Raw genomic sequence first — 26,402 nt, forward strand, 5'->3', positions numbered from 1 at the left:
GGAACGTGCATAAAATAACCTCGGCATAAGCATTTTTGGAGCGCGGGCATCTTGCCCGCCCTTGCGGGCAAGATGCCCGCGCTCCAAGCCGCGTACCTTTTAACGTTTGCCTACATTATTTCCTACCCATTCCTAAGCCACAAAGGCCTCTCATGGTTCGACAAGACTTACCGCGAGTAGCTCCTGTAGCTTGATCTTTTGCCCTTTGTTATCTCAACTTATCAAAGCTTGCCCGCCTGCTTGTCCAGTTCCCTTAAGTGCTTGAGCTTTTCGCTGATTTTTATTTCCAGACCCCGGTTGACGGGTTCGTAGTAGCGGGTGTCGGGCAGTCCGTCGGGGAAGTAGTGTTCGCCGGCGGCGTAGGCTTCGGGTTCATTGTGGGCGTAGCGGTAGGCTTTGCCGTAGTCCAAGGCTTTCATCAATTTGGTGGGGGCGTTCCTTAAGTGGACGGGAACGGGCAAGCTGCCGTGTTGTCGGGCATCTTGCATGGCGAGTTGGTAAGCTTTGTAGACGGCGTTGCTTTTCGGGGCGCAGGCTAGGTAGACCACGGCTTGGGCTAGGGTCAGTTCGCCTTCGGGGCTGCCTAGGCGTTCTTGGGCTTCCCAGGCGTTGATGGCGATTTGTAGGGCGCGGGGGTCGGCGTTGCCTATGTCTTCGGAGGCCATGCGGACGATGCGCCGGGATAGGTAAGTAAGGTCGCAGCCGCCATCAATCATGCGGCACAGCCAATATAAAGCGCCATCCGGCGAGCTGCCGCGCACGGCTTTGTGCAGGGCGGATATTTGGTTGTAAAACTCGTCGCCCTGTTGGTCGAAGCGGCGGACTCCGCCGGATAGGACTTCTTGGGCGATGTCAGAGCCTATATCGTGGCGTTGCTCTGCGCCCGCCAGTTCGACGGCGATTTCTAAGACGTTGAGCAGGCGGCGGGCATCGCCGTCGGCGGCTTGGGCAAATTGTTGCCGGACGGCGGTATCCATGGTGATATTGAGTGTGCCCAAGCCGCGTTCGGGGTCGCTGAGGGCTTGGGCTAAAACCTGTAGCAAGTCGTCGCTGCTGAGGGCGTTGAGGACGTAAACCCGGGCGCGGGACAGCAAGGCGTTGTTGAGGGCGAAGGAGGGGTTTTCGGTGGTCGCGCCGACAAAGTAGATGGTGCCGTCTTCGACATGCGGTAAGAAGGCATCTTGTTGGGCTTTGTTAAAGCGGTGCACTTCGTCGACAAACAGCACGGTGCGTTTGTTTTGGCTGTGTTGGAGTTTTTTAGCCTCGTCAACGGCGGCGCGGATGTCTTTTACGCCCGATAACACGGCGGATAGCGGCATTAACACGGCATCGGAGTGCTGGGCGATCAGGCGGGCGAGGGTGGTTTTGCCGGTGCCGGGCGGCCCCCAGAAAATCATCGAGTGCAAACGCCCGGACAAAATCGCTTCATACAGCGGTTTGCCGGGTTTGAGCAAATGCGCTTGGCCGATGTATTCGCCCAAGGCGCGTGGGCGCATACGGTCGGCTAGGGGTTGCAGGGCAGGTTCGAACATGGGGTTTATTCGGAAAACACGTCAACGCCTTTAGGGGCTTCAAATTTGAATAGGGTCGGGTTGATGGTCGGGTTGTGCTTGATATTGCTGAAGTAGATGCGGGTCAGTTGCCCGAAGTTATCGCTCAATTCCATGCCGCTCAAGTCGCCTTTTTCTAAGCCGATGGTCAGGTATTTGAAGCTGCTGTCCTGACTTTTCGGCAATAGCTTGATCCATTGCAGGTCGCCGTCCACACCTTGCTGTTCCATGGTGTAGTTGTCTTCCAGGACGATGTCGCCGCTCAGTAACAGGGCAGGGGTGGAGCCTACCGAGTCGCCCAGTTTTTTTACCGTGACTTGTTCGAGGTCGGTGTCGTAAAACCAGACTTTGCCGTCTGTAGAGATGATTTGTTGTTGGAAGGGTTTTTGGTAATCCCAGCGGAATTTGCCGGGGCGTTGCAGATAGAACACGCCATAAGTGGTTTGCGCGGGGTTGCCCGCTTCGTTGATCAGCACTTGTTTAAAGTCGGCGGTAAGCGAGCGGGTTTTAGCCAAAAAGGTTTTCAGTTGTTCTACGGGCTTGGCTTCGGCAAACGCGGCGGCGGGCAGGGCTAAGCTTAGGGCGATAATAGCGGTGCGGAAAAAGGCGGTCGTCATTAGGCGGTTCTCGTTAAAAAAGGTGGCACGGGCGTTAGGTTAGCCGCCCGTTTTTTGGCTGGCGGGTCACGCCAGCCTGTTTCGGATGTCAAGGCTATTTAATCGGGTATAAAGCGTTCAAATTGTTCGGTCCAGGGCTGTTCCTCTTCTTCTTCGGGTGCGGCTTCTGGGGCGGCCCGTTCACAGGTGCGCCGGGCCGGTTCGGAGCCGGCGATAAAGGGGTATTCGCGCCCCCGCCCGCAGGCATCGGCGGCGACCATGCGGATATTTTCCGGTTTGTTCAGCACCACAGGTTCGGTGGAGATTTGCCGCATTAACGCTAGCCAGACGGGTAATGCTCCGGTCGCCCCAGTCAGGCCTATCGGTTTGTTGTCATCGCGGCCGACCCAGACCACTGACAGAAAGTCGCCGGTATAGCCCGCGAACCAACTGTCTTTGGCATCGTTGGTGGTGCCGGTTTTGCCTGCCAGGCCGTAATCCTTTGGGAAGACTTTATAAGCGGGCGAGCCCGTACCTTCGCGCATGACTTCTTGCAGTATGGTGTTGACGATATAGGTCGCGTCGGGGTCGACGGTTTCCTTCACGTTAAACGGATAGCTTTGCAGGTGCTTGCCGTCGGTGGAAATGACCGCGCGGATGGTGGAGATGGGGGTCAAAAAACCGCCGCCCGCGATGGTTTGGTACATTTGCGTGACATCTAGCGGAGTCAGCCCGGAAGAGCCTAGGAGCATGGACGGGTAGAGGTCGATTTCTTTATTGATCCCCAGTTGTTTTAAGGTTTTGGCGGTTTTGGCTATGCCGATATCCATGCCGATGCGGACGGTGGCGAGATTATACGACTTTGCCAGGGCTTTATGGAGAGGGACGCTGCCATGTTCGCGGTGGTCGTAGTTCTTCGGTATCCAGTCGCTGCCGCTTTGGCTGCGGACGACGATGGTGCTGTCGCTGATGGCGGTGGTGATGGTGTATTTTTTCGGGTTTTCCAGTGCGGTCAGGTAAATGGCAGGCTTGATTAATGAACCGATGGGGCGCACGGCATCAAGGGCGCGGTTAAAGCCGCCTTCGGCGTTTTCGCGGCCACTGACTAAGGCGACAATTTCGCCGCTGTCTTTGCGGGTGACGACGATGGCTGTTTGCAGGTCATTGGCTTTGGGTTGCTTTTCCAGTTCGCGCAATTTAACGGCGGCGGTCTTCTCGGCGGTTTCTTGGATTTGCGTATCTAAGGTGGTGAAGATTTGCAGGCCTTCGGAGGTAAGGTCTTCCTCGTGATAGGCGGCCCTTAATTGCCGTTTGACCAGATCCAAAAAACCCGGATAGCGGTTGTTAGTGTGGTGTTTGCGCGGGATAACGCTTAAAGGCTTGGCTTTGGCATCCATCGCTTGGCGTTCGGTGATGAACTGTTGCTCGGCCATTTCGTCAAGGATGAGGTTGCGCCGTTGCAGGGCATGTTCGGGATAGCGGCGCGGATCGTATTCGGAGGGGCCGCGCACTAGGGCGACCAGCAAGGCCACTTGATCCAGAGGCAGGTCTTTTAAGCTGTTGCCGAAGTAAAATTCGCTGGCTAAGCCAAAGCCGTTGACGCTGTTCGGGCCGTCTTGGCCTAGGTAAATTTCGTTTAAATAGGCTTCCAGAATGGCTTTTTTAGGGTAGCGGTATTCTAGGATAAAGGAGATGAAGATTTCCCTGACTTTGCGTTGCAAGCTGCGTTCGGAGGTTAAGAAAAAGTTTTTCGCCAATTGTTGGGTGATGGTGCTGCCGCCCTGCACCATGTAGCCGGTGCGCAGGTTGACCCACATGGCTCTGGCGACACCGCGCGGCGATACGCCGAAATGGTTGTAAAAGTCACGGTCTTCCGAGGCCAGCAAGCCTTTAATGAGCGCGTCCGGGGCTTCTTCGAGCTTAATCAGGATACGGTCTTCTTTGATGGTGGGGTAGAAGTTACCGATTTGCACCGGATCCATGCGCAAGATGGGGATGTCTTTCAGCTCTTCGTTATCGCTGGCGGTCGCCAACGGCAAAATGGATTCTATGCCGGTTTCGTTAAAACTGACAACGATGCTTTGGCTGTTTTGGGTATCGTCCCAGAAGGTGAATTGCCGCGTTTTGATACGGACTTGCTGCTTGTCCCGGCTGTAAGAGCCTTCTAACGATAGGCGCGGGTCTTTGCGGTAGTGCAAATTTTGCAGCAATTCTTCCAGTTTTTCCGCCGTTAAGCTGTAACCTGGGTAAAGTTCGACCGGATCGGCGTAGACCCGCGCCGGCACCGCCCAGCGTTTGCCGTCAAATTGTTGGCGTACGTCGTAGTCGAGATAGGTCAGGTAGCTCATGAGGGCGAAGCCGCTGGCGGCGCAACTGACCAATAAAAGATGTCTAAACCAATGCGGGCGGTTTTTTTTGGGTTTCTTTTTGTTTGCGTAGCGGACGCGGTTTTTAGTGGGTTTTTCTGCCATGACACCTGGTGCTGAAAGGGGTTTTATTATCTATGCCGTTCATTATACACGGATAATGGGGTAACTAGAGGGCTGATGATGGCAGGGGTAGCTTAACGTTGGCTGAAGCGGTGTTGCCTGTCAGGTTTATTGGCGCATGTTGCTTCGTTGTCATGCTTTACCTAAGCCCTTGTTTATAGAGCCGTCGCCCAACCTTTTTCATTAGGGCTGGGAGGCGGGTTTTTATGTAGCGTTTTGTTTTTTATCTGTTTAACGGTTTTTTTTATCGTCTGTGTTCTGAATGGGGTGTTTTAAGGTAAAAAAGGCGGGTGGCCAGTAAAACGGCTAAGATTAGCATTTGTATCCGGTCAAATCACTATCAATTTACTGCAATTTTTGCCGCAATCAGATATAATCTCATATTAAACAAACATTTCCCCCGCGCATTCGCGCTTTCTCTATTCCAACAAGGTAAATCCATGCTCAATGATGTTTCTACATTACCCTCTTTCCGTGATTTGGCGCTGACAGAATCGGTGCTCAAGGCACTGGAAGATGTCGGTTATGAAACACCTTCGCCGATTCAGGCACAAGTTATCCCACACATGCTCGCAGGAAAGGATGTATTGGGACAAGCACAAACAGGCACCGGGAAAACCGCTGCGTTTGCGTTGCCAATTTTATCGCGCATCGATCTTAAGCAAAAAGATCCGCAAGTGCTGGTGTTAGCTCCGACCCGTGAACTGGCTATCCAAGTAGCCGAAGCTTTTCAACGTTACGCCGCCCATTTAAAGGGATTTCATGTCCTGCCGATTTATGGCGGGCAAGATTACAGTACCCAGTTGCGGCAATTAAAACGCGGTGCGCATGTCGTGGTCGGTACGCCGGGCCGTGTGATGGACCACATGCGCAAAGGCACATTGAATTTGGATGGCCTGACTACGTTGGTGTTGGATGAGGCCGATGAGATGTTGCGCATGGGCTTTATTGATGATGTCGAATGGATTTTGGAACAAACCCCGGATGAGCGGCAAATCGCGCTGTTTTCCGCCACCATGCCGACGGTCATCCGCAAAATCGCCCAAGAATATCTGTATGAGCCCGAACAGGTCACGATTAAGGTGACGACGGCTTCGGCGGAAAATATCCGCCAACGCTATTGGGTGGTCAGCGGCATCCATAAATTAGATGCCTTGACCCGTATCTTGGAAGTCGAGACTTTCGACGGCATGATTATTTTCGTCAGGACTAAGACGGCGACCGTCGAGCTGGCGGAAAAATTGGAGGCGCGGGGCTATTCGGCGGCGGCGATTAACGGTGATATGTCGCAAGCGTTGCGTGAGCGGGCGATCAATAACCTGAAAAACGGCAAGCTGGACATTCTGATTGCCACCGATGTCGCAGCACGGGGTTTGGACGTTGACCGTATCACCCATGTCGTCAATTATGACATCCCTTACGATACCGAATCTTACGTCCACCGTATTGGCCGTACTGGCCGTGCGGGCCGTACCGGTGACGCGATTTTGTTTATCGCCCCGCGCGAGCGCAAATTGTTGCTGAACATTGAAAAGGCGACTAAGCAAAAAGTCGAGGAAATGGGCTTGCCGTCTACGGAAGTCATTAACAATAAGCGTATTTCCCGCTTTAAGCAAAATATCACCGATACCTTGGCGGCGGAAGAGTTGAGCTTTTTCAGCCAATTGGTTGAGCAGTACCAGCAGGAACATAATGTCTCGGCGCTGGAGATTGCCGCCGCTTTGGCTAAGTTGGTACAGGGCGACACGCCGTTGTTAGTGCAAAACTTGCCGAAAAAAGCGCGTGAGCGTGATGATGCGCCAATGCGTAGCGACCGTGAAGACCGTCCTAGAAGAGACCGTGACCGGGGCGATAGGGGCGACCGTGAGCGCGCACCGCGCCGTGATTTTGGCGGCTCTGATATCGAAATGGAAGTGTTCCGCATCGAAGTCGGCCATGCCCATGGTGTCAAGCCAGGCAATATCGTCGGGGCGATTGCCAACGAGGCGGGTATTGACGGTAAGCACATCGCACGGATTAAAATCGAAGAAGATTACAGTACGGTCGAGTTGCCTGCGGGTATGCCGAAAGAGCTGATCCAGGACTTGCGTAAAGTCCGTGTGGCCGGTCAGCCTTTGAACATTTCCAAAATGGAAGCGGGTGCTGGCAGGTATGCTGATGATGGGGCAAAAAAAACCGATAAAACCAAAAAACGTGTCGGCTCACCTTCCAGACGTGCTAAGCCAAAAGCGGAAGAATAAGCCGATAATAAGGCCGGCGGGTTTAAGCCGGACAGAATGATCTGGTGGTGCGGTAGCCCTTCCTTAACAAGAAGGGCTGTCCGTGAGTGTCGTTTGGCGCATCAGGAGTAAGGGTAGGGGGCTAAAATTAGGTTTTTAGCCCCCTATTGTTTTTGTGGCCAAAGACAAAGGCCGCTGGCCTTGGTAATGGCTTCTAGCCGTTGCTGATGTTCGGCCTGTTCTATATCACTGCACGCAATAACAGCCAAGGGCGGACGGTCGCTGGCGACGCGCCGCTCGTTTTGCGGCAGGTGTGCGGAACTGCTGGCGGCGGGTTCGTCCAATAATGAGGCTTGTCCGCCGGTCATCAGCAAGAACACGTCGGCGAGAATTTCCGAGTCCAATAACGCCCCGTGCAATTCGCGGTGGCTATTGTCTATGCTATAACGCTTACACAGGGCATCTAAGCTGTTGCGTTGGCCTGGATGTTTTTTTCTGGCAAAGGCTAAGGTGTCAAACACTTTGCAATAAGCATCCAGTTTGCTTTTGCCCGCTCCTTTTAGCAAGGCCAGTTCGTGGTTCAAAAAGCCTACGTCAAACGGTGCGTTATGGATAATCAGCTCCGCACCCTCAATAAAAGCGATAAATGCCTCAACAATGTCGGGAAACCGTGGCTTATCCTGTAAGAATTCGTTAGTGATGCCGTGGACAGCGATGGCGCCGTCATCAATTTTGCGGTCAGGATTCAGATAATAGTGGAAGTGCCTACCGGTCAGCCGACGGTTGACCAACTCGACACAGCCTATTTCAATCACCCGATGGCCTTCTTGCGGATTAAGCCCGGTGGTTTCGGTATCCAGTACGACTAAGCGGGAAGCAAACTTATGGGTGGCCATGGCTTTTCCTCAGTGTGTGAAAGGGTTAGTGATTTATTGTGTGGCATTATAGTTTTAAAAAAAGACTTATTATAAGGAGTGAGTGTTAAAAATATAGGGAATTTCACTTGCCAGAAGTAGTTATCCTTACTATTATTATAGGTTAATAGTCCCTGTTTCAGGAGACGCCCGGAACTGCCCAGCGGATTATTACCCGTCCGGCCTTGCGGGTACGGCTGGCCTGTACGGGTGCGGGCGTTGTTTTGCCATAAGGATGGGCTATGACCAAGCTTGCCTGTTGCTTTTGTCAGATAAGGCACATTATAGTGTGCTATAACTGAGCTTTGGTATTAAGGAATTGCAATGAACCCTTCCCGTCCTATAGTCTTGTCATTTTCCGGTCATGATCCGAGTGGCGGGGCCGGCATACAAGCCGATATTGAAACCCTGGTCAGCCACCAGTGCCATGCGGTCAGCGTCATTACCGCGTTGACTGAGCAGGATACGCGTAATGTTAAAAGGCTGATACCGCAATCGTCGGAAAATATTATCAGCCAAGCAAAAACCTTGTTAGATGACATGGCGGTAAACGCCTTTAAGATTGGCCTGATCGGTCATCATGAAACGGCGTTGGCGATTTATGCCATTCTGAAGCAATACCCGGATATCCCGGTCATTTTGGATCCGGTGTTAGCGGCGGGCGGCGGAGCGGATTTGAGCAATGACCGCCTGATCGCCACGGTCGTGGACTTGCTGCTGCCCTGCACCACGGTACTGACCCCTAATAGCGAAGAAGCGCGTAAATTGGCTAATCTGGAAGATTTGTCGGAGTGCGGTTTGTCGTTGTTGGAGGCGGGCAGCGAGTATGTGCTGATTACCGGTACGCATGAGTCCACACCTAGCGTCCAAAACCAATTGTTCCATGATGAGCGCTGTTGGGAGACTTATACTTGGGAACGCCTGCCGGCCAGTTACCACGGTTCCGGTTGCACCTTGGCGACCAGTATTGCCGCCCTGATGGCGCATGGCTTGTCGCCCATACAGGCGGTGCTGGAAGCGCAGGAATATACTTGGAACTCATTAAATACCGCGTATCAGACCGGCAAAGGCCAATATAACCCTAACCGTTTTTTCTGGATGGAAGACGACGTATGATGCTCCCCCGCCGTGGCTTGTATGCCATCACCCAAACCGGCCAACCTGCCGCTACCCTGCTTGATGATGTGGCGGCGGCGATTCGCGGCGGCGCTGCGGTCGTCCAGTACCGTGATAAGCATCCCACCGACGCGTTGGCGACGGCGACGGCTCTGGTGCAACTTTGTCATGCGCATCAAGTGCCGTTGCTTATTAATGACGATATAGGCCTGGCGGTCGCCGTTGCCGCCGATGGGGTGCATTTGGGTAGGGATGACGGCGATATTGCCCAAGCGCGGGCACAATTGGGGGCTGCCGCCATTATTGGCGTATCTTGCTATAATAGCGTTGACAGGGCAGTGGCGGCTCAGCGGCAAGGCGCGTCTTATGTGGCTTTTGGGCGGTTTTTCCCTTCTGCCTCCAAGCCCCTGGCCGCACCTGCCAGTATTGATAGCTTATATCACGCCAAGCAGGCGTTGCAGATACCTATTGTCGCCATAGGCGGCATTTTACCGGACAATGGCGGGGCGTTGTTGGCCGCTGGGGCGGATTTACTCGCCGTCATCGGTGGCTTGTTCGATCAGCAGCCGGAGCTTGCCGCCCGTGCTTATAGCGCATTATTTGCCTGAATAATCGGCGGCCGGGATGCCTTTTGCCGCTTAATTTTGTCTTAAAGTGAGAAATTGACATTTTTTAAAAGAGATTAACTAAGAAGTGTTATAAAATATCGAGTTATACTTTTATCCGCCGATAAGGATTTTATGGGCGGTTAATCTTTCAGCAAGCTATTAAAACACGACGGAGTTATTTCATGCGCATCATCCTGTTAGGGAGTCCTGGTTCTGGCAAAGGCACCCAAGCCCAGTTTATTACCGAAAAGTACGGTATTCCGCAAATTTCCACAGGAGATATGCTTAGGGCCGCGGTGCGTGCAGGAACTCCGCTAGGTGTTGAGGCAAAAAAGGTCATGGATGCGGGTGGGCTGGTCTCTGATAATATTATTTTGGGGCTGATTAAAGAACGGATTGCCCAAGCCGATTGCGCCAACGGCTTCCTGTTAGACGGTTTTCCGCGCACAATTGCCCAAGCGGAAGGGTTGGAAGCGATGGGGGTGATTATCGATACGGTGATTGAAATTGTCGTTGAGGATGAGGAAATCGTTAAGCGGATGGCGGGGCGGCGGGTGCATTTGGCCTCAGGCCGCACTTACCATATCGAATACAATCCGCCTAAGACGGCCGGACTGGATGATGTGACCGGAGAGGCTCTAGTCCAACGCGATGATGACAAAGAAGAAACGGTGCGTAAACGTTTGGGCGTTTATCATGAACTGACTAAGCCGTTAGTCAATTATTATTCGGCTTCAGGTAAGGATGTCCATTTCGGTTCGATTACGGGTGTGGGTACCGTGGATGAAATTACCCAAAAAGTCTTCGCCATCTTGGCCTAAAAGCCGCAGATAGCCAGCCCGCCGCACCCATCTCCCTGAGCGGAGGGGTACGGCGGTTGGTTGCAGGCCGCCTTTATTATTAACCTCGCCGTTTACGGCACCATCATTCGGAACAGTTATGCCGGGTAAAACACTTTATGACAAGTTATGGGAAGATCACGTCGTCTATACGGAAGATGACGGGTCGGCGCTGATTTATATTGACCGTCATTTGCTGCATGAGGTCACGTCGCCGCAAGCGTTTGAAGGTTTGCGTCTGGCGGGTCGCCAGCCTTGGCGGGCGGACAGGAATTTGGCGGTTGCCGACCATAATGTGCCGACCACCGACCGCGATCAAGGCATTGCCGATCCTATTTCGCGCCTGCAAGTGGAAACCTTGGACAGTAATTGTGCTGAGTTTGGCATCACCGAATTTACTATGCACGATGCCCGGCAGGGTATTGTCCATGTCATAGGGCCTGAGCAAGGTGCGACTTTGCCGGGCATGACCGTGGTCTGCGGTGACTCGCATACCTCCACGCACGGTGCATCAGGCGCGTTGGCGTTCGGCATCGGTACGTCGGAAGTTGAGCATGTGTTGGCGACCCAATGTTTGGTACAGAAGAAAGCGAAGAACTTTCTGATTAAGGTCAACGGCTTGGTAGGCCCTGGCGTGACGGCAAAGGATATTGTTTTGGCTATCATCGGTAAGATAGGTACGGCCGGAGGCAATGGCTATACTATCGAATTTGCTGGCGAGGCGATCCGCGCCTTATCGATGGAGGGGCGGATGACCGTCTGTAATATGGCCATAGAGGCGGGGGCACGGGCAGGTTTGGTCGCAGTCGACGACACGACGATTGACTATTATTATGGCCGCCCTTACGCCCCTAAAGGTGGCGACTGGTTTATGGCGGAGCGTCTCTGGCGGGATTTGCATTCCGATGCGGATGCGCTGTTCGATAAGGTGGTCGAATTGGAAGCCGCCGCTATTTTGCCGCAAGTCACTTGGGGCACGTCACCGGAATTGGTGGTGGCGGTGGACGGGCAAGTGCCTGACCCTGCTTTGGAAGCCGATGCCGTCAAGCAGCAAAGCATGGTCCGCGCCTTGCAGTATATGGGCTTGTCCGCTGGGCAAGCGATTACGGATATTGCTGTAGATAAGGTTTTTATCGGTTCTTGCACCAATTCGCGTATTGAAGATTTACGCGCGGCGGCGGCGGTTGCCCAAGGCAGGACAAAGGCGGCGACGGTTAAACTGGCGATGGTCGTTCCGGGTTCCGGGTTGGTCAAGCGGCAGGCCGAGGCGGAGGGTTTGGACAAAATCTTTTTGGCGGCAGGTTTTGAGTGGCGTGAACCGGGTTGTTCGATGTGTTTGGCGATGAATGCTGACCGTCTGGATGAGGGTGAGCGTTGTGCGTCGACCTCCAACCGCAATTTTGAAGGCCGTCAAGGTTATGGCGGGCGTACCCATTTGGTGAGTCCGGCGATGGCGGCGGCGGCCGCTATCGCGGGGCATTTTGTTGATGTCCGTCAATGGTTGGACGTATAAATCGGAGCTAAGGCTATGCACAGGCTACTGCTGTTATTGATCGCCGTTTTGGGTTTGTCCGCTTGCAATACCATGCATGGTATCGGCAAGGATTTGGAAAAGCTCGGTTCGGTAATCAGCCGATCTTGATCGGTTTAGTTTTAAATAAATTCATTTACTGTAATATTACTATGCAAGCATTTACCTTATTGAACGGTCTGGTCGCGCCGCTGGACCGCGCTAATGTCGATACCGATGCCATTATCCCCAAGCAATTTCTTAAGTCGATACGCCGCGCCGGCTTTGGCCCTTATCTGTTTGACGAATGGCGTTATCTGGATCACGGTGAGCCGGAGATGGATTGTAGCCAGCGGCCATTGAACAAGGATTTTGTCCTGAACCTGCCGCAATACCAAGGGGCGCAAGTTCTGTTGGCGCGGGAAAATTTTGGCTGCGGCTCATCGCGCGAACATGCGCCGTGGGCATTGGAGGATTTTGGTTTCCGGGCGGTTATCGCGCCTAGTTTTGCCGATATTTTTTATAATAATTGCTTTAAAAATGGCGTGTTGCCTATCGTTTTACCGGCGGCGGCGGTGGACGGGTTGTTTCAAGAGATAAGCGGCGGCTATCGCTTGCTGATTGATTTGGCTGCTCAGCAAATCACCACGCCTTCAGGGTTGAAGATTGGCTTTGATATTGACGATAACCGCAAATACCGTCTGCTGAACGGCCTTGATGATATTGCCTTGTCATTGCAGCACGCCGATGCGATTGCCGCCTATGAAGCGGCGCGGGCCAAACGGGCACCGTGGCTGTTTGTGGCTTAATTTACCAAAATAATGGATAGATATGACAAATAAGATTGCAATATTGCCGGGTGATGGCATAGGGACAGAAATCGTTGCCGAAGCGGTTAAGGTGTTGGACTTTTTAAATGCCGATATGGCGTTAGGCTTGGAGTTTGAGTATGGACTGATCGGTGGGGCGGCGTATGACGCGCATGGCACGCCGTTTCCTGAACAAACCTTGGCGTTAGCAAAACAGGCGGACGCTATTTTATTGGGGGCGGTCGGCGGCTATAAATGGGAGTCGTTGGACATTGCCGTGCGCCCTGAAAAAGGTTTGTTGGGATTGCGTTCGGAATTGCAGCTGTTCGCGAATTTGCGCCCGGCTATTTTATACCCGCAATTAGCCGCGGCTTCCACGCTCAAGCCTGAAGTGGTCGCCGGTTTGGATATTATGATTATCCGCGAATTGACCGGGGGCATTTATTTTGGCCAGCCGCGTGGGGTCAGGTTACTGGAAAATGGCGAGAAGCAAGGCTACAACACTTTAGTGTATAGTGAGTCGGAGATCCGCCGCATTGCCCATGTCGCTTTTCAAACTGCGCAAAAAAGACAGGGCCGGCTTTGTTCGGTCGATAAGGCCAATGTTTTGGAATGCACCGAGTTATGGCGGCAGGTGGTGACGGAAATCGGCAAGCAGTATTATCCTGAAGTCGGGCTTAGCCATCTGTATGTCGATAATGCCGCGATGCAGCTGGTGCGTGCGCCAAAACAATTTGATGTGTTAGTGACCTCTAATATGTTTGGTGATATTCTTTCTGATATATCGGCCATGTTGACCGGTTCTATCGGCATGTTACCTTCGGCTTCTTTAGATGCCGCCAATAAAGGTATGTATGAGCCTATTCATGGTTCTGCGCCGGATATCGCGGGTAAAGGTATCGCTAATCCGTTGGCAACCATTTTATCGGTGGCGATGATGTTACGGTATACTTTCAACCGTAGTGATGCGGCAGGGCGTATCGAACAAGCGGTTAATGCGGCTTTAAACGCTAATATCCGCACCGCTGACATTTATTCCGACGGTATGCAAAAAGTCAGCACTTGCGCTATGGGTGATGCCGTCATTTCTGCTTTACAAGAGGGTGCCTAATGACCAAACTGTATAATGTTGCCGTAGTGGGCGCGACCGGAGCGGTCGGCGAAGCCATGTTGGCTATTTTGGAAGAACGTAACTTTCCGGTCGGCGAGGTTTACGCGCTAGCGAGCAGCAATTCGGTCGGTAAACGTATCCCGTTTAAAGGCAGTTCTTTGCCGGTGCAAGATTTGGCGACATTTGATTTTTCTAAGGCGCAAATTGGCCTGTTTTCGCCAGGTGCGGCGGTGTCGGCCGAATATGCCCCCAAAGCGGCGGCGGCGGGCTGTATCGTTATAGATAATACTTCACAGTTTCGTTATGATGACGATATCCCTTTGGTAGTGCCTGAGGTTAATCCCGAAAAGGTCGCCGATTATAAAAATCGCGGCATCATCGCTAACCCCAATTGCTCGACTATTCAAATGTTGGTGGCTTTAAAGCCCATTTATGATGCCGTGGGCATTGAGCGCATCAACGTCTGCACTTATCAGGCCGTTTCAGGTACGGGTAAAGAGGCGATTGAGGAACTGGCCAAACAAACCTTGGCTTTGCTGAATATGCAGCCGATCAACAGCCGGGTTTACCCTAAACAAATCGCTTTTAATGTCTTGCCGCAGATTGACGTGTTTCTTGACAACGGTTATACCAAAGAAGAAATGAAAATGGTCTGGGAAACCCAAAAAATACTGGGCGACCCTAACATTAAAGTGAATGCCACAGCGGTGCGGGTGCCGGTTTTTTATGGCCATTCCGAAGCGGTGCATATTGAAACACGCGATAAAATCGATGCTGCCACAGCGCGGGCTTTGTTGTTAAAAGCCCCTGGGGTGACGGTTATTGACGGGCGTGCGGACGGCGCTTATCCGACTGCGGTAACCGATTCTTCAGGTCATGATGACGTGTTTGTCGGACGTATCAGGGAAGATATTTCCCACCCTAAAGGGCTGGATTTATGGGTGGTGGGCGATAATGTCCGCAAGGGTGCGGCGTTAAATAGTATACAAATTGCCGAAGTGCTGGTAAAAATTCACATCTAGTCTAAGATTAGTTTAACATTTGACTGTTCATGGTAAGAGACTGTGATAACTATTTTGAAGGAGAGCGGTGTGCGTAATTTAACTAAAACTTTAGCGGTCGTATCGTTTTTGCTGCCGGCTAGTGCCTATCCCTTGGGGATAGGAGAGATTAAATTGCACTCAGCCCTTAATCAAAATTTGGATGCTGAGATTGCGTTGGTCTTATCCGCAGGCGAGAAAGCCAGCGATATTAAGGTTGCTTTGGCGCCTCCTGATAAATTTGATGAAACGGGCATACCTTGGAGTTATTTCTTATCCAAGCTGAAATTTCAGACTATTGTTACTGACGGTAACCGGGTGGTTATTAAAGTTGCTTCACGCGAGGCTTTAAAAGAACCTTTCTTGGATTTCTTGTTGCAGGTCAGTTGGCCTAAAGGCGAATTGTTCCGTGAATTTACGGTTTTGGTTGATCCGCCGGCGGAATATGCCCACGCGGCCACACCGCTGACGCAGGCGGCGGCAAGCTATGCACCGTCCCAGCAATATAGGCGGCAAGAACAGCCGCCGGTTGTCCAGCAGCGGCCACGCAAGTCCCGGCCAAGAGTGACCGCCAGCGGTAATGGCGGACGTTATGGGCCGGTGGGGCGACATGATAATTTATGGAAGATTGCCGAAGGCTTGAGTAGGGAGACAGGCGCTTCTGTTGAACAAATGATGGTGGCGTTGTACGAGGCTAATCCGGGGGCTTTTTATAAAGCCAATATAAACGCTTTGGCAAATGGCAAGACCTTAACCATACCGAGCCGTGAAGAGGTTCTAAAACTTTCCCAAGCGGATGCTTTGGATGAGTTCAATCGGCAGATGGAGGCTTGGCGAAGCCCTTCTTCGGTGCCGCGTGTGAGCGCAAGTGAGATAGCCGAAGCTGAAGCCGCCAGTAACCAACTGACGTTGAGCGCACCCGCCCAAGACTCGGTAGGGCAAAATGCGTCTGTCCCGCCAGCCGGCCAAACGGCAGGCAATGCGGATAAGGGGGCAAATGCCCGTCCGAATACTGCTGACCAAGGTTCGGCGGATGCGGCGATAGCGGCAAAACTCGACCTGCTAGAAAAGCAAATAGCGGCTATGCAGGCGCAGATAGCCTTGAAAGACGAGCAGCTTGCCGCCTTGCAGAGCCGTACGCAAGTGCCTGAGGCTCCTGCACCGGCCACAACTGCGCCGCCAGCGGTTGTGACGCCGCCAACGGTTACGCCTGCGAACATCCCGCCCGTTACATCTGCGGAGCCTAAGCCGGCCCCAACACCGGCGCCTGTTGCCAATGTTACGCCCACCCCACCGCCGGGGGCAGTCCCCAATAAGGCGGTCGAGCCGCCCAAAACTGCGCCGGTGAAGCCGCCTGTACGCCGGGTCGCGCCAGTCCAAGTGCCTGAGCAAAGCACACCGCTTTGGATGTATTTAGGCATCGGTATGCTGGGGCTTAGTGCGTTGGGGCTTGCGGCTTGGTTTTGGTTGCGCCGCCGACAAACGGATAATCAAGATTTGTTTGATGTGACGGGCATCTCAAAGCGTCCGAAACAAGACCCTACTTTATTCGCCGATGATGAGCAAAACATCAGCGATAGTGGCGATATGTCGGACAATCTGTTTGTCAGCGATTTTAATAGCGGCGAATTTGATGTTTTCGATATGGATCAAGCGGAAATTGACCCCATTTCCGAAGCGGATGTCTATTTGGCCTATGGGCGTTACCAGCAGGCCGAAGAGCTGATGCGCCATGCCATTGATGAGCAGCCTAGCCGTGATGAATTTAAGCTGAAGTTACTGGAGATTTTTTATGCCCATGAAGATCGGGCGGCGTTTGAGAAATACACCGGGGAGCTTGTTAATGAGGGCAAAATAGACGAACCCGCGTTCTGGAGTAAAGTCACCGAAATGGGTAGTGAAATCTGTCCCGATTCGATGTTTTTTGCCGGGCCGGAAACGGCGGTGGCCGAATCGAAAAAGATGGCCGCTGTTAGCGACGAGCAGGTCTTTACTCAAGTGGCGGACAGTAAGTCCGATGAAATGGATTTTGACCTGACTTCATTTGAAGAGCTGTTCTACAGTGATGAGGAAAGCAATACGGCCAATCCTTTGTTTGATCTTGACAGTGATATCAGTAAATCGCTTGCGCCGGTTAAGGGGCCAGAACCGGAAGAAGAGGCCAAAGCCAATAATGACAGTCTCGATTTTGATTTTACCGCCTTGTCATTTAATGTGCCTGCCCAAGATGCGGTTGCCAAAGAACCCGAAGCCCCTGCGGCCGAGAATCTGGCCGATGAATTTGAAAGTTTCGACTTTACCCCGGCGCCATCGGTAAAAAGTCCAGCCACCGAAACTAAGATTGCCGAAAAAACCGATACCGATGATTTTTCGAGTTTGGATTTTGATTTCAGTTCTATAGAAACCAGTATAAAAGGCGATAATAGCGGTATTACGTTTGAAACCTTACAACCTAGCCGTGCCGAAAGCTTTGAGGAAAGTTACCGGACACTGGAGTTCTCAATTGATGAGCCGCTGGTGCCGGAGCCCCCTCAGCCAGCCTTGTTTCAGGATGAATCGTTAAGCATCAATTTAGACTTTAATAAGCCTTCGTTGGGGATTAGTGATCAGCAACGTATTGAAAGCTTTGGGGTTGCCAATCTGTCCGAAATGGACGAAATGGAAACCAAGTTAGACTTGGCGATGGCCTATATTGATATGGGTGATAATGATGCTGCCATGGAGATTGCCCTTGAGGTGTTGGAAAAAGGTACGCCGGAGCAACAAATGATCGCTAAGGCCTTGTTGGAGAACTACCAATAGGGATGCTCTATTAAAATTCAGATGGTTTAACGCATAAAAAAGCCCTTTATTGGGCTTTTTTATTGTTTGTCTTACCCATCTGATAGGATTTTTGGTTAAAATGGCGCTACATTTTTGCAATAGGCCAAACTATATGGCTTGTGGGATTTGTTACCGCCCCGCCTATTTTTGCCTATGGCTTTGCCTTAGGCTAAACCTGTTTAAATAACGGTAGTTTTTGTTTGAAAAATGTCTTTATCACTAATAAATATGGGGGGAGGGATAAAACGTCATGCCGCCCGGGTGCTTTGTGGTTAAATGGGGCTTAAAACGGTGGCTTTTGACGGTAAATATCCGAGGAAAACGTATTTTACGCGATTAGGTTTAGGGATAAGATGTAAGGTCGGCCTACAAACTCTGTTAGAATTTGTTTTATACAGCACATATTAAGGCGGCAAGGCATAATAGCCTGCCGAAACCGGATTACAAATAACATTATGGTAGGTTAGTAAAATGAACGATATTCGTCACGGTAGTAGAAAAACGCTGATAGCCAGTGCTATTTTTGTTGCCTTATTATTGGCGCAGGGATGTGACAAGAAGGAAGATGGTAAAGAGCATTTGCAAAAAGGCATCGAGTATCTCAATAAGGGCGAATATGACAAGGCTAAGCTGGAGTTGGAAACCTCCAGCCAATCGGATAAAGATACGGCCCAAACCTATTATTATTTGGCTTTGTTGGATGAAAAAAACCAACAGTATAAGTCCATGAAGGAAAATCTTGTCAAAGCGGTTGAGTTGGCCCCTAAGCATTGGGAGGCACGGATTAAGCTGGGTAATGTGCTGTTGCTATTGGGCGAGCCTGTCAGGGCGCAAGAACAGGCCGATTACATTTTGCAAGAGAATGCGCAAGATGTGAAAGCGCAAACCTTAAAGGCCTCGGCTTTTATCAGCCAAAAAAAACCTGCGGAGGCGTTGGCGTTGTTAGAGGCCATTTTGGCGAAAGAGCCGGCCAATGCCGAGGCTTTATCGCTAAAATCATTGCTGTTTATGGAGAAGGGGGATTTGCATACCGCCCTTGAATTGATCGACCAAGCGATTAAGGCGGATCCGAAAAGTATCGCCATTTATTTATTTAAAATCCAAATCCATACTAAAGCCAAAGATACGGACGCGGTGATTGCCGACTATAAAAATTTAATCACCTTATTCCCTGATAATAAAGATTTTAAAGTGATGTTGGCTAAAATCTATACGCAGACTGAGAAGAAACAGGAGGCGGAGGCGTTAATCCGTCAGTTAATTGGCCAAATGCCTGATGATATCCGCCCTAAAGTGTTGTTGCTGGATTTTTTGGCGCAAATTTCCCAAGAAAAGGCGATGGCTGAATTTCACCAATTTATCGCGCAAGCAAAAGATCAGCCTAAAGTCTTGCTGGATTTTGCCAATTGGATGGCTTCGCGGAAGAATTATGCGGAAGCCAATAAGGTGTTGAACCAAGTGATCGCGTCAGAAAAAGACAGTAAGGTCGGTTTTGCCGCAAAAACCATGCTGGCAAAAAACGTGCTCGACGATAAGGATTACGATGCCGCCAATAAAATCATCGACGAAATTTTGGAAGCTAAACCAGATTACGATAATGCCAAAATCTTACGCGCACGCTGGTATATTGCCAAACAATTGACGGATGAAGCGATTGATATGCTCAATAAGCTGGCTTTTGCCAAGCCTAATTCCGACGAAGTGTTGTATTTATTGGGGCAAGCCCATCTTATTAAAGGCAATAAATCCGAAGCGGATAAGGATTTTGCCAAAGCCTTGGAATTGAATCCGGCAAATTTCGAAGCCTTAGTCTATGTTTATGATAAGGCGCTGGCGACGAATGATGTTAAGTATGCGAAAGATATCTTGAAAAAAGCCCTGAAATTCAAACCGGATAATCTGGTGTTGCTGGAAAAGCTGGGTAAGATTAATTTATCGGAACATAATTGGGAAGAAGCCAAGCTGATTGTCCAACAAATTAATAACGTCGTTAATCCGTTATCTAAAGATTTGGCGGCGTTTTTGTTGGGGCAAGTCTATCAAGGCCAAGCGGATTATCCTAAGGCGATTGGTATTTATAAAGAACTGTTGGCTAAGTACCCCGAAAATAGTGATGCCTTGATCAGTTTAGGGCGCAGCTATGAAGCCTTGAAAAAACGCCCTGAAATGATTGCTTACTTAGACGGGGTGCTTGCGAAAAATCCCAAAAACCTAGCGGCGGGGATCTTATTGGCTGAATTGTATGGTTTGGATAAAAATTTCGCTAAAGCGACAGCGCTCGTTAAGGATCTGATTGATAAAGACCCTAATATTCCCAAATTGTATGCCATGTTGGCGAATATAAAATTGGCTGAAAATAATAATCAGGGGGCTATCGCAGTTTATGAAGACGGTCTGAAAAAGAATGCCGAAAGTGTCGAACTGTCATTGGCATTGGCTTCCTTGTATGAGAGCAATAACCGGCATGACTCGGCGGCTAAGCTTTATGAGCAGTTGTTGGAAAAAAATCCGCGTTTGGATGTGGCGATTAATAATCTTGCCTCTATTCTGAGCGATAATGATAGCGATAAGGCCAATTTGGATAAAGCCGCACGTTTGGCTGAGACGTTTAAAGATTCCGAGCAAGCTTATTTTAAAGATACCTACGCGTGGATATTGATTAAGCAAGATAAAGTTACTGAAGGTCTGAATCTGCTTAACCAGATAGTGTCGGCAGTACCCGATGTGCCGACTTTCCGCTACCATTTAGGGGTTGCTTACCATAAAAATGGTAATGTCAGTTTAGCCATTTCGGAATTGAAGCAAGCTTTGGAATTGGCAAAAACCAAAGGTAACTTCCCTGATAAAAAAGCCGCCGAGGCGTTGTTGGCCGAGATCGCTAAGACTGCACATTAGGCGGGCGGCGGGCGGATTATCCGTGTGGCGGTCGCTTGCTCTTGTGTGCCCGTTTATCTTGGTGTGAACGGCATCGCCGGGATTTTATTTATTGTAGTACGGATTGATTAGGAGATCATTTTGAAAATACTGGTAACAGGTGTGGCAGGATTTATAGGCTCCACGTTGGGCTTGAGGTTGTTGGCACGCGGTGACGAAGTGGTGGGTATTGATAATCTTAATGATTATTATGATGTCAATTTAAAGCTGGCACGTTTGGAGCGCTTGCAAGCCCATAGCAATTTCACGTTTATCAAACTGGATATTGCCGATAGGGCAGGGATGGAGGCGTTGTTTGCCAAAGAAAAATTCCAACGGGTCATGCACTTGGCCGCCCAAGCGGGCGTGAGGTATTCGTTGACGAATCCCCATGCTTATATTGATGCCAATATTGTCGGCTTTATGAATGTGCTGGAAGGCTGTCGGCATCATCAGGTGGAGCATTTGGCTTACGCTTCGTCCAGTTCAGTGTATGGGGCAAACACCAATATGCCGTTTTCCATCCACCATAATATCGACCATCCGGTTTCCCTTTATGCCGCAAGCAAAAAAGCCAATGAACTGATGGCGCATACTTATAGCCATCTGTATCGGTTGCCGACGACGGGGCTGCGGTTTTTTACCGTTTATGGGCCATGGGGCAGGCCTGACATGTCGCTGTTTTTGTTTACCCGCAGCCTGTTGGAAGGCAAGCCGATCGATGTCTTCAATTATGGCAACCACCGCCGCGATTTTACTTATATTGACGACATTGTCGAAGGGGTTATCCGGGTTATTGACCGGCCGGCGCAAGCCAATCCGCACTGGTCAGGCCAAGACCCTGATCCGGGCACGAGTACGGCACCCTACCGTGTGTATAATATCGGCAACAATAATCCGGTGCAATTATTGACCTTTATTGAAACGCTGGAAAAATGCTTGGGTAAGACGGCAATCAAAAATCTGTTGCCCTTACAGCCAGGCGATGTGCCGGATACTTATGCCGATGTTACCGATCTGGTGCAGGATTTGGATTATAAGCCCGCAACGTTGTTGGAAGACGGGATACGCAATTTTGTTGAGTGGTATAAAGACTTCTATAGGATTAGCTGATGAATGCGCATGGCAGAAAAATTTCGGTGATAGGCCTAGGGTACGTCGGTTTGCCGGTGGCCGTTGAGTTTGGCAAAAGCCAGCAGGTGATAGGTTTCGACATTAATGCCGTCCGCATTAATGAGTTGCGGCAAGGGATAGAACGCACCCATGAAGTGGCCGCCGCCGAATTGGCTACCACCGATATTTTATTTACCTGTGATGCGAATGACTTAAAAAAAGCGGATTTTCATATCATTGCCGTGCCCACTCCGGTCAACCAGGCTAAACAGCCGGATTTGTCGCCTATGTTGAGCGCCTCAAAAACCGTTGGCCAGCAACTTAAAAAAGGCGATATTGTGGTCTATGAGTCCACGGTCTATCCCGGCGCGACTGAAGAAGATTGTATTCCGGTTTTGGAGCGGGAATCGGGTTTGCGCTGGGGAACCGACTTTGCCGTAGGCTATTCGCCTGAACGCATTAATCCGGGCGACAAGGTGCATACCTTTAAAACTATTACGAAAGTGGTGGCAGGTGACAGTCCGGCAACGCTGGCGATAGTGGCCGCTGTTTATGAGTCGGTGGTCACCGCCGGTGTGCATAAGGCCACGACGATTAAAGTCGCGGAAGCGGCCAAGGTTATTGAAAACACCCAACGGGATTTGAACATTTCCTTGATGAATGAATTGGCGCTGATCTTTAACAAAATGGGCATCGACACGAAAGATGTGCTGGCGGCGGCGGCGTCAAAATGGAATTTTTTGCCCTTTGAACCCGGCTTAGTGGGGGGGCATTGCATTGGTGTCGACCCTTATTATTTGACTTACAAGGCGGCTACCTTAGGCTATACGCCGCAGGTGATTTTATCAGGACGCAGCATTAATGATAGTATGGGCGGCTTTATCGCCAGTCAGACGGTAAAAGAACTGATTAAGTCGGGGCGTTGTGTCAAAGGCAGTATTGTCACAGTATTGGGCTTTACCTTTAAAGAAAATGTCCCCGATATCAGAAACACCCGTGCTATTGATATTATTAGGGAATTGCAGGATTACGGCATTGAGGTGCAGATTTTTGACCCTATGGCGGATGCCCATGAGATTATGGAAGAGTATGGCGTTGCGGTGGTTGCCGATGAAAGCGGCTTAAAGCCGGCTCACGCCGTCTTATTGGTGGTTCCGCACCAGTATTTTATGGCTAAGGATTGGGCGTATATCTCCGGGCTATTAGCAGGGCAAACCGGTGTGGTGATTGATGTTAAGGCGAAGTTGGATAGGGCGGCAATTCCCCCGAACATCTCCTTATGGCGGCTATAAAGGTGCTGTGCTGGCAACGTATAATTATTGAGTTTTTTGCATTATGAGGCGAAAGGTGTTTTTTTTACAGACCCGAACATGGCTACTACCCCTGTGTGTGCTTTTACTGTCGGCTTGCGGGCATCTACCGCAATTGGCGCAGGATGATGATGCCGCGATTCCTTCCGATTATACTTACATCATCGGCCCAGGAGACAGCATCAACATTTATGTGTGGGGCAACCCTGACATATCAACGACGGCGACTGTCAGGCCTGACGGTAAAATCACCATACCTTTGGCTGAAGACCTTACCGCCAGCGGCAAAACGCCCTCCCAGCTTGCCCGTGTGATGGAAAAATCCTTGGCAAAGTATGTCCGTGACCCGCAGGTGGTGATTATGGTCAGCGGTTTTCAAGGTGTTTATAGCCAACAAGTGCGTATCATCGGACAATTAAGCGGCGGCTCTGGCGGCAGCGGCAGCAGCGGCGGTATCGGTAGCGGTTCTAGTGGGGGAGGCATCAGTAGCGGCGGCGGTTTAAGCGGTTCGTCCGGTATCGGTGCCAGCGGTGGTGCGGGTGGTGGATCACGTTTTTCTGCCCGCGCTTTCCCCTATAAAAAAGATATGACTTTATTGGATTTGATGATTCAGGTCGGTGGGCTAGGCCAATATGCCGACGGCAACAGAGCCAGCATCATCCGCAATATTAATGGTGACATGCAGCAGTTTGGGATCAGGATTGACGATCTGATTGAAGATGCCGATTTGTCGGCGAACGTAAAGATTTTGCCGGGCGATATTGTTATTATCCCTGAGGCATTTTTTTAACGGCCTAAGGCTATCTTCTCCAGTAACATTCTTAGTAAAAAAAACTATGCAGCAGCAATTGACAGAACTCCTTTTCTATTTAAGAGGAACCTTAAGATATAAATGGATGGCCATTATTTTGGCATGGATCATCTGTATGGTGGGCTGGTTAGTGGTTTTGGCCATGCCCAGGCTCTATACGTCCGAAGCCAAGGTGCATGTCGAGACGGCCACTATGCTGAGGCCGTTGATGCGGGGCATGACGGTCGAGTCGGATGTCAGGACGTTGCTGCGGGTTATGCAGCAGTTGATGTTCACTAAAAGTAATGTCGAGCAGATCATCCATTTATCAGATTTGGAAAAACAGGTGAAAACCCCCCGCGATCAGGAAGAGTTGATCGAGAAGCTGAAGAAAAGCATTAAGATCAGTGCGGTTGGCGACGATATTTTTACCATAAAATATGAGACTTACAGCCCGGACTTGGCAAAAAGTGTCGTGCAGGCGGTTTTGACGGTGTTTTCTGAACAGACACAAATTTCTACGATTGCTGGGGCGGACACTGCCCACCATTTTATAGACCGGCAGATTCAGGAATATGAGGCCCGCCTGCGTAATGCCGAAAAGGCAAAAGAAAATTTTATGCGTTCTAATTTGGGGATGTTGCCTAACCAAGGCAGTAACCAAGTAGAGCAAATGCACGCTCTCACCGTGGCCTTGGAAGAGGCGAAGCTCACCTTAGATGAAGCCAATTCAAGAAAACAGGCCTTAAAAGTCCAATTGGACGAAGCCTTGGTGGCGGGTGACGATGAATGGGGCGATTTGGCAGGGCAGCAATCGACGGTAGAAGATGAAAAAATCGCCGAGCTTAAGATACGCCGTGACGATTTGTTGATTAAATATACGCCTAACCATCCTGAAGTGGTGCATTTGGAAAAAACCATTAAAGATTTGGCAAAAATTAATGCCGCAAAGAAAGCCAAGCAGAGCCAGGCGGGTGGGCTTGACAGTTCGGTGATGACCAACCCTTATACCCAATCCATAAAAATTGCCTTGAATGAAGCCGAAGCGAATGTCGCTTCCATCCAGTCACGGGTCAATATTTTGGAAAAGCGCTTGGAATTGATGCAAAGCGAGTGGAATACCCGGCTCTCGGTGGATACGGAAATGCAAAATCTAAACCGTGATTATACGGAAATTAAGAAAAACTATGACCAATTGCTGTCTAGCCGCGAGCAGGCCAGTTTATCTAAAAAGGTCGATGACCAAGCGGAATCGTTAAAATTTAAGATTGCCGACGCGCCTGATAAGCCTTTAACGCCTTCATCGTTGCCACGGCCTATCATGCATTCGGTGGTTTTTGTGGTGGGCTTAGGGGTAGGTTTCGGGCTAGCCCTGTTGATTTATATCGTCAGGCCTTCAGTAATGACGACGGCACAGCTGAGGACATTGACAGGCTTGCCAGTTTTGGGCAGTGTGTCGATGAAGCTGAGCGAGCGGGAAAACAAAAAAAATAAGAAGGAGTTGTTCAGATACAGTTTTTCGACTTTCGGGTTAGTGGTCGTTTATATCTGTTTTATGATGATTGATATTTTGCATATTGATATGTCTCGTGTGGTCAGCATGTTGCAGCATATCATCTAAAAATTTGCTAGGGATTATGTAATGAGTATTATTGAAAAAGCGCTAAACAAAGCCGACCAACAGGAGAGCGGGTCTGATGCTGCCGCCGATTTGTCGGCGGATGTCCAGCCTGTCGCTTACGGAAATGCCGATATGCCGCCGGATAAGCCGATGTCCACCAGCAATGATTTAGGATTTAGAAAAAGGGAAAGCTTTAAGGGGACTCAGGAGCGGGTTGAAATTGATTGGGTAAGATTGGCGGAAATGGGCTTTGTTACCCCCAGCGATGTCAACACCAAAACCATAGAAGAATACCGTAATATCAAACGCCCTCTGGTTTACAATGCGTTTGGTGCGGGCAGTGTCGGTATTGCCCGGTCTAATTTAATTTTGGTGACCAGCAGTGTGCCGGGCGAAGGCAAAACCTTTACCGCGATTAACTTGGCTTTGAGTATCGCGAACGAGCGCGATAAAAAAGTTTTGTTAATTGACGCGGATGTCGCCCGGCCATCGGTATCGAAAACCTTAGGGATTAATTCGCCGTCTAGGTTAGGCTTGATCGATTATCTGGAAAACGAAAATATCGCCTATTCGGATATTGAATTGTTAACGAATATGCCGGGCTTGCGCATCATTCCGGCGGGTAAGCTGCATAAATATTCGACCGAGTTATTGTCCAGCAATAAGATGGTTTTGTTTGCCGAAGAGCTGAGTAACCGTTACCCTGACCGTATCGTTATCTTCGATTCGCCGCCACTGTTAGCGGCAACCCAAGGCGAGGTGTTGGCGAAACTGGTCGGGCAGGTGGTGTTGGTGGTGGAGGCCGAGAAGACTTTCCAAAGCATGGTGTTGGAGTCGGTCAATAAGCTTTCCGCCTGCGATGTGGTGTTATTGGTGTTTAACAAAACCTTAATCAGCTTGAGTGATGGCTATTATTATGGTTATGGCTATGGCCAATACGCTACGAATAGTTACACGAGCGGCCCAGGCGGTTCTGCTGGCCCTAATAATTCTGGCAGTTAGTGGTTCCGCTTAGGTGATGAATGCCTATT

20 protein-coding genes are annotated in these 26,402 nt (G+C 50.4%); 16 read left to right on the top strand and 4 right to left on the bottom strand.

What is annotated here, in order from left to right; genetic code table 11:
- Window positions 1-221: 221 nt before the first annotated feature.
- The 3 genes from AADEFJLK_RS15270 to mrcB all read right to left on the bottom strand — a co-directional run bounded on the left by AADEFJLK_RS15270 (window position 222) and on the right by mrcB (window position 4,617).
- The gene (locus AADEFJLK_RS15270; RefSeq protein ID WP_103974858.1) at window positions 222-1,532 is read right to left on the bottom strand and encodes a replication-associated recombination protein A; all 1,311 of its coding nucleotides are present in this window, start codon (window positions 1,530-1,532) and stop codon (window positions 222-224) included.
- A 5-nt stretch (window positions 1,533-1,537) separates the two neighbouring features.
- Complete coding sequence (gene lolA, locus AADEFJLK_RS15275; RefSeq protein WP_088617926.1) at window positions 1,538-2,167, bottom strand: outer membrane lipoprotein periplasmic chaperone LolA; 630 nt, start codon at window positions 2,165-2,167, stop codon at window positions 1,538-1,540.
- 98 nt (window positions 2,168-2,265) lie between these two features.
- Complete coding sequence (gene mrcB, locus AADEFJLK_RS15280) at window positions 2,266-4,617, bottom strand: penicillin-binding protein 1B (protein WP_088617925.1); 2,352 nt, start codon at window positions 4,615-4,617, stop codon at window positions 2,266-2,268.
- 458 nt (window positions 4,618-5,075) lie between these two features.
- Between mrcB and AADEFJLK_RS15285 the strand changes: the two genes are divergently transcribed.
- Window positions 5,076-6,875: a DEAD/DEAH box helicase gene (locus tag AADEFJLK_RS15285; protein ID WP_088617924.1), complete on the top strand. Its 1,800-nt coding sequence runs from the start codon at window positions 5,076-5,078 to the stop codon at window positions 6,873-6,875.
- A 143-nt stretch (window positions 6,876-7,018) separates the two neighbouring features.
- Here the strand turns inward: AADEFJLK_RS15285 and dnaQ are convergent, their stop codons facing one another.
- Window positions 7,019-7,750: a DNA polymerase III subunit epsilon gene (gene dnaQ / locus AADEFJLK_RS15290; protein ID WP_088617923.1), complete on the bottom strand. Its 732-nt coding sequence runs from the start codon at window positions 7,748-7,750 to the stop codon at window positions 7,019-7,021.
- Between the two features lie 342 nt (window positions 7,751-8,092).
- Here dnaQ and thiD point away from each other — a divergent pair, with 342 nt between their 5' ends.
- The 15 genes from thiD to AADEFJLK_RS15365 all read left to right on the top strand — a co-directional run bounded on the left by thiD (window position 8,093) and on the right by AADEFJLK_RS15365 (window position 26,373).
- Window positions 8,093-8,884: a bifunctional hydroxymethylpyrimidine kinase/phosphomethylpyrimidine kinase gene (thiD, locus tag AADEFJLK_RS15295; RefSeq protein ID WP_103974859.1), complete on the top strand. Its 792-nt coding sequence runs from the start codon at window positions 8,093-8,095 to the stop codon at window positions 8,882-8,884.
- Complete coding sequence (thiE, locus tag AADEFJLK_RS15300) at window positions 8,881-9,492, top strand: thiamine phosphate synthase (protein ID WP_088617921.1); 612 nt, start codon at window positions 8,881-8,883, stop codon at window positions 9,490-9,492. The genes thiD and thiE overlap by 4 nt, the downstream gene beginning before the upstream one ends.
- A 182-nt stretch (window positions 9,493-9,674) precedes the next feature.
- Window positions 9,675-10,313, top strand: a complete 639-nt coding sequence (adk, locus tag AADEFJLK_RS15305) for an adenylate kinase (protein WP_088617920.1) — start codon at window positions 9,675-9,677, stop codon at window positions 10,311-10,313.
- Between the two features lie 118 nt (window positions 10,314-10,431).
- Window positions 10,432-11,844 (top strand): 3-isopropylmalate dehydratase large subunit, encoded by a 1,413-nt coding sequence (gene leuC, locus AADEFJLK_RS15310; RefSeq protein WP_088617919.1) that lies wholly within the window; start codon window positions 10,432-10,434, stop codon window positions 11,842-11,844.
- A gap of 15 nt (window positions 11,845-11,859) precedes the next feature.
- Window positions 11,860-11,973, top strand: a complete 114-nt coding sequence (locus tag AADEFJLK_RS15315; RefSeq protein ID WP_088617918.1) for an entericidin A/B family lipoprotein — start codon at window positions 11,860-11,862, stop codon at window positions 11,971-11,973.
- 41 nt (window positions 11,974-12,014) lie between these two features.
- On the top strand, window positions 12,015-12,650 hold the full coding sequence (gene leuD, locus AADEFJLK_RS15320) for a 3-isopropylmalate dehydratase small subunit (protein ID WP_088621478.1): 636 nt from the start codon (window positions 12,015-12,017) through the stop codon (window positions 12,648-12,650).
- Window positions 12,651-12,672: 22 nt separating this feature from the next.
- Complete coding sequence (gene leuB, locus AADEFJLK_RS15325; RefSeq protein ID WP_103974860.1) at window positions 12,673-13,761, top strand: 3-isopropylmalate dehydrogenase; 1,089 nt, start codon at window positions 12,673-12,675, stop codon at window positions 13,759-13,761.
- The gene (locus AADEFJLK_RS15330) at window positions 13,761-14,783 is read left to right on the top strand and encodes an aspartate-semialdehyde dehydrogenase (protein WP_088617916.1); all 1,023 of its coding nucleotides are present in this window, start codon (window positions 13,761-13,763) and stop codon (window positions 14,781-14,783) included. The genes leuB and AADEFJLK_RS15330 overlap by 1 nt, the downstream gene beginning before the upstream one ends.
- 69 nt (window positions 14,784-14,852) lie before the next feature.
- Window positions 14,853-17,603 carry a motility hub landmark protein FimV gene (locus AADEFJLK_RS15335; protein ID WP_170065131.1) on the top strand — a complete coding sequence of 917 codons (2,751 nt, stop codon included), beginning with the start codon at window positions 14,853-14,855 and terminating at the stop codon, window positions 17,601-17,603.
- A gap of 492 nt (window positions 17,604-18,095) precedes the next feature.
- Window positions 18,096-20,519: a tetratricopeptide repeat protein gene (locus tag AADEFJLK_RS15340; RefSeq protein WP_103974862.1), complete on the top strand. Its 2,424-nt coding sequence runs from the start codon at window positions 18,096-18,098 to the stop codon at window positions 20,517-20,519.
- 120 nt (window positions 20,520-20,639) lie between these two features.
- The gene (locus AADEFJLK_RS15345) at window positions 20,640-21,650 is read left to right on the top strand and encodes an NAD-dependent epimerase (protein WP_088617913.1); all 1,011 of its coding nucleotides are present in this window, start codon (window positions 20,640-20,642) and stop codon (window positions 21,648-21,650) included.
- The gene (locus AADEFJLK_RS15350) at window positions 21,650-22,942 is read left to right on the top strand and encodes a nucleotide sugar dehydrogenase (RefSeq protein ID WP_088617912.1); all 1,293 of its coding nucleotides are present in this window, start codon (window positions 21,650-21,652) and stop codon (window positions 22,940-22,942) included. The genes AADEFJLK_RS15345 and AADEFJLK_RS15350 overlap by 1 nt, the downstream gene beginning before the upstream one ends.
- 97 nt (window positions 22,943-23,039) lie before the next feature.
- A complete protein-coding gene (locus AADEFJLK_RS15355; protein ID WP_249028060.1) occupies window positions 23,040-23,750 on the top strand; it encodes a polysaccharide export protein in 711 nt (236 codons plus the stop codon).
- Window positions 23,751-23,796: 46 nt separating this feature from the next.
- Window positions 23,797-25,371, top strand: coding sequence for an XrtA system polysaccharide chain length determinant (locus AADEFJLK_RS15360; protein ID WP_088617910.1), 1,575 nt, complete (start codon window positions 23,797-23,799; stop codon window positions 25,369-25,371).
- A gap of 21 nt (window positions 25,372-25,392) precedes the next feature.
- A complete protein-coding gene (locus tag AADEFJLK_RS15365; RefSeq protein WP_088617909.1) occupies window positions 25,393-26,373 on the top strand; it encodes an XrtA-associated tyrosine autokinase in 981 nt (326 codons plus the stop codon).
- The last annotated feature ends 29 nt before the right edge of the window (window positions 26,374-26,402 follow it).

Origin of the sequence: Methylovulum psychrotolerans (assembly GCF_002923755.1) — a bacterium.
Lineage (GTDB): Bacteria > Pseudomonadota > Gammaproteobacteria > Methylococcales > Methylomonadaceae > Methylovulum > Methylovulum psychrotolerans.

Bases quoted from the DNA above. Each gene is read 5' to 3' on its own strand.
- AADEFJLK_RS15270 (WP_103974858.1), bottom strand. From the start codon at position 1,532: ATGTTCGAACCTGCCCTGCAACCCCTAGCCGACCGTATGCGCCCACGC.
- lolA (WP_088617926.1), bottom strand. From the start codon at position 2,167: ATGACGACCGCCTTTTTCCGCACCGCTATTATCGCCCTAAGCTTAGCC.
- mrcB (WP_088617925.1), bottom strand. From the start codon at position 4,617: ATGGCAGAAAAACCCACTAAAAACCGCGTCCGCTACGCAAACAAAAAG.
- AADEFJLK_RS15285 (WP_088617924.1), top strand. From the start codon at position 5,076: ATGCTCAATGATGTTTCTACATTACCCTCTTTCCGTGATTTGGCGCTG.
- dnaQ (WP_088617923.1), bottom strand. From the start codon at position 7,750: ATGGCCACCCATAAGTTTGCTTCCCGCTTAGTCGTACTGGATACCGAA.
- thiD (WP_103974859.1), top strand. From the start codon at position 8,093: ATGAACCCTTCCCGTCCTATAGTCTTGTCATTTTCCGGTCATGATCCG.
- thiE (WP_088617921.1), top strand. From the start codon at position 8,881: ATGATGCTCCCCCGCCGTGGCTTGTATGCCATCACCCAAACCGGCCAA.
- adk (WP_088617920.1), top strand. From the start codon at position 9,675: ATGCGCATCATCCTGTTAGGGAGTCCTGGTTCTGGCAAAGGCACCCAA.
- leuC (WP_088617919.1), top strand. From the start codon at position 10,432: ATGCCGGGTAAAACACTTTATGACAAGTTATGGGAAGATCACGTCGTC.
- AADEFJLK_RS15315 (WP_088617918.1), top strand. From the start codon at position 11,860: ATGCACAGGCTACTGCTGTTATTGATCGCCGTTTTGGGTTTGTCCGCT.
- leuD (WP_088621478.1), top strand. From the start codon at position 12,015: ATGCAAGCATTTACCTTATTGAACGGTCTGGTCGCGCCGCTGGACCGC.
- leuB (WP_103974860.1), top strand. From the start codon at position 12,673: ATGACAAATAAGATTGCAATATTGCCGGGTGATGGCATAGGGACAGAA.
- AADEFJLK_RS15330 (WP_088617916.1), top strand. From the start codon at position 13,761: ATGACCAAACTGTATAATGTTGCCGTAGTGGGCGCGACCGGAGCGGTC.
- AADEFJLK_RS15340 (WP_103974862.1), top strand. From the start codon at position 18,096: ATGAACGATATTCGTCACGGTAGTAGAAAAACGCTGATAGCCAGTGCT.
- AADEFJLK_RS15350 (WP_088617912.1), top strand. From the start codon at position 21,650: ATGAATGCGCATGGCAGAAAAATTTCGGTGATAGGCCTAGGGTACGTC.
- AADEFJLK_RS15360 (WP_088617910.1), top strand. From the start codon at position 23,797: ATGCAGCAGCAATTGACAGAACTCCTTTTCTATTTAAGAGGAACCTTA.
- AADEFJLK_RS15365 (WP_088617909.1), top strand. From the start codon at position 25,393: ATGAGTATTATTGAAAAAGCGCTAAACAAAGCCGACCAACAGGAGAGC.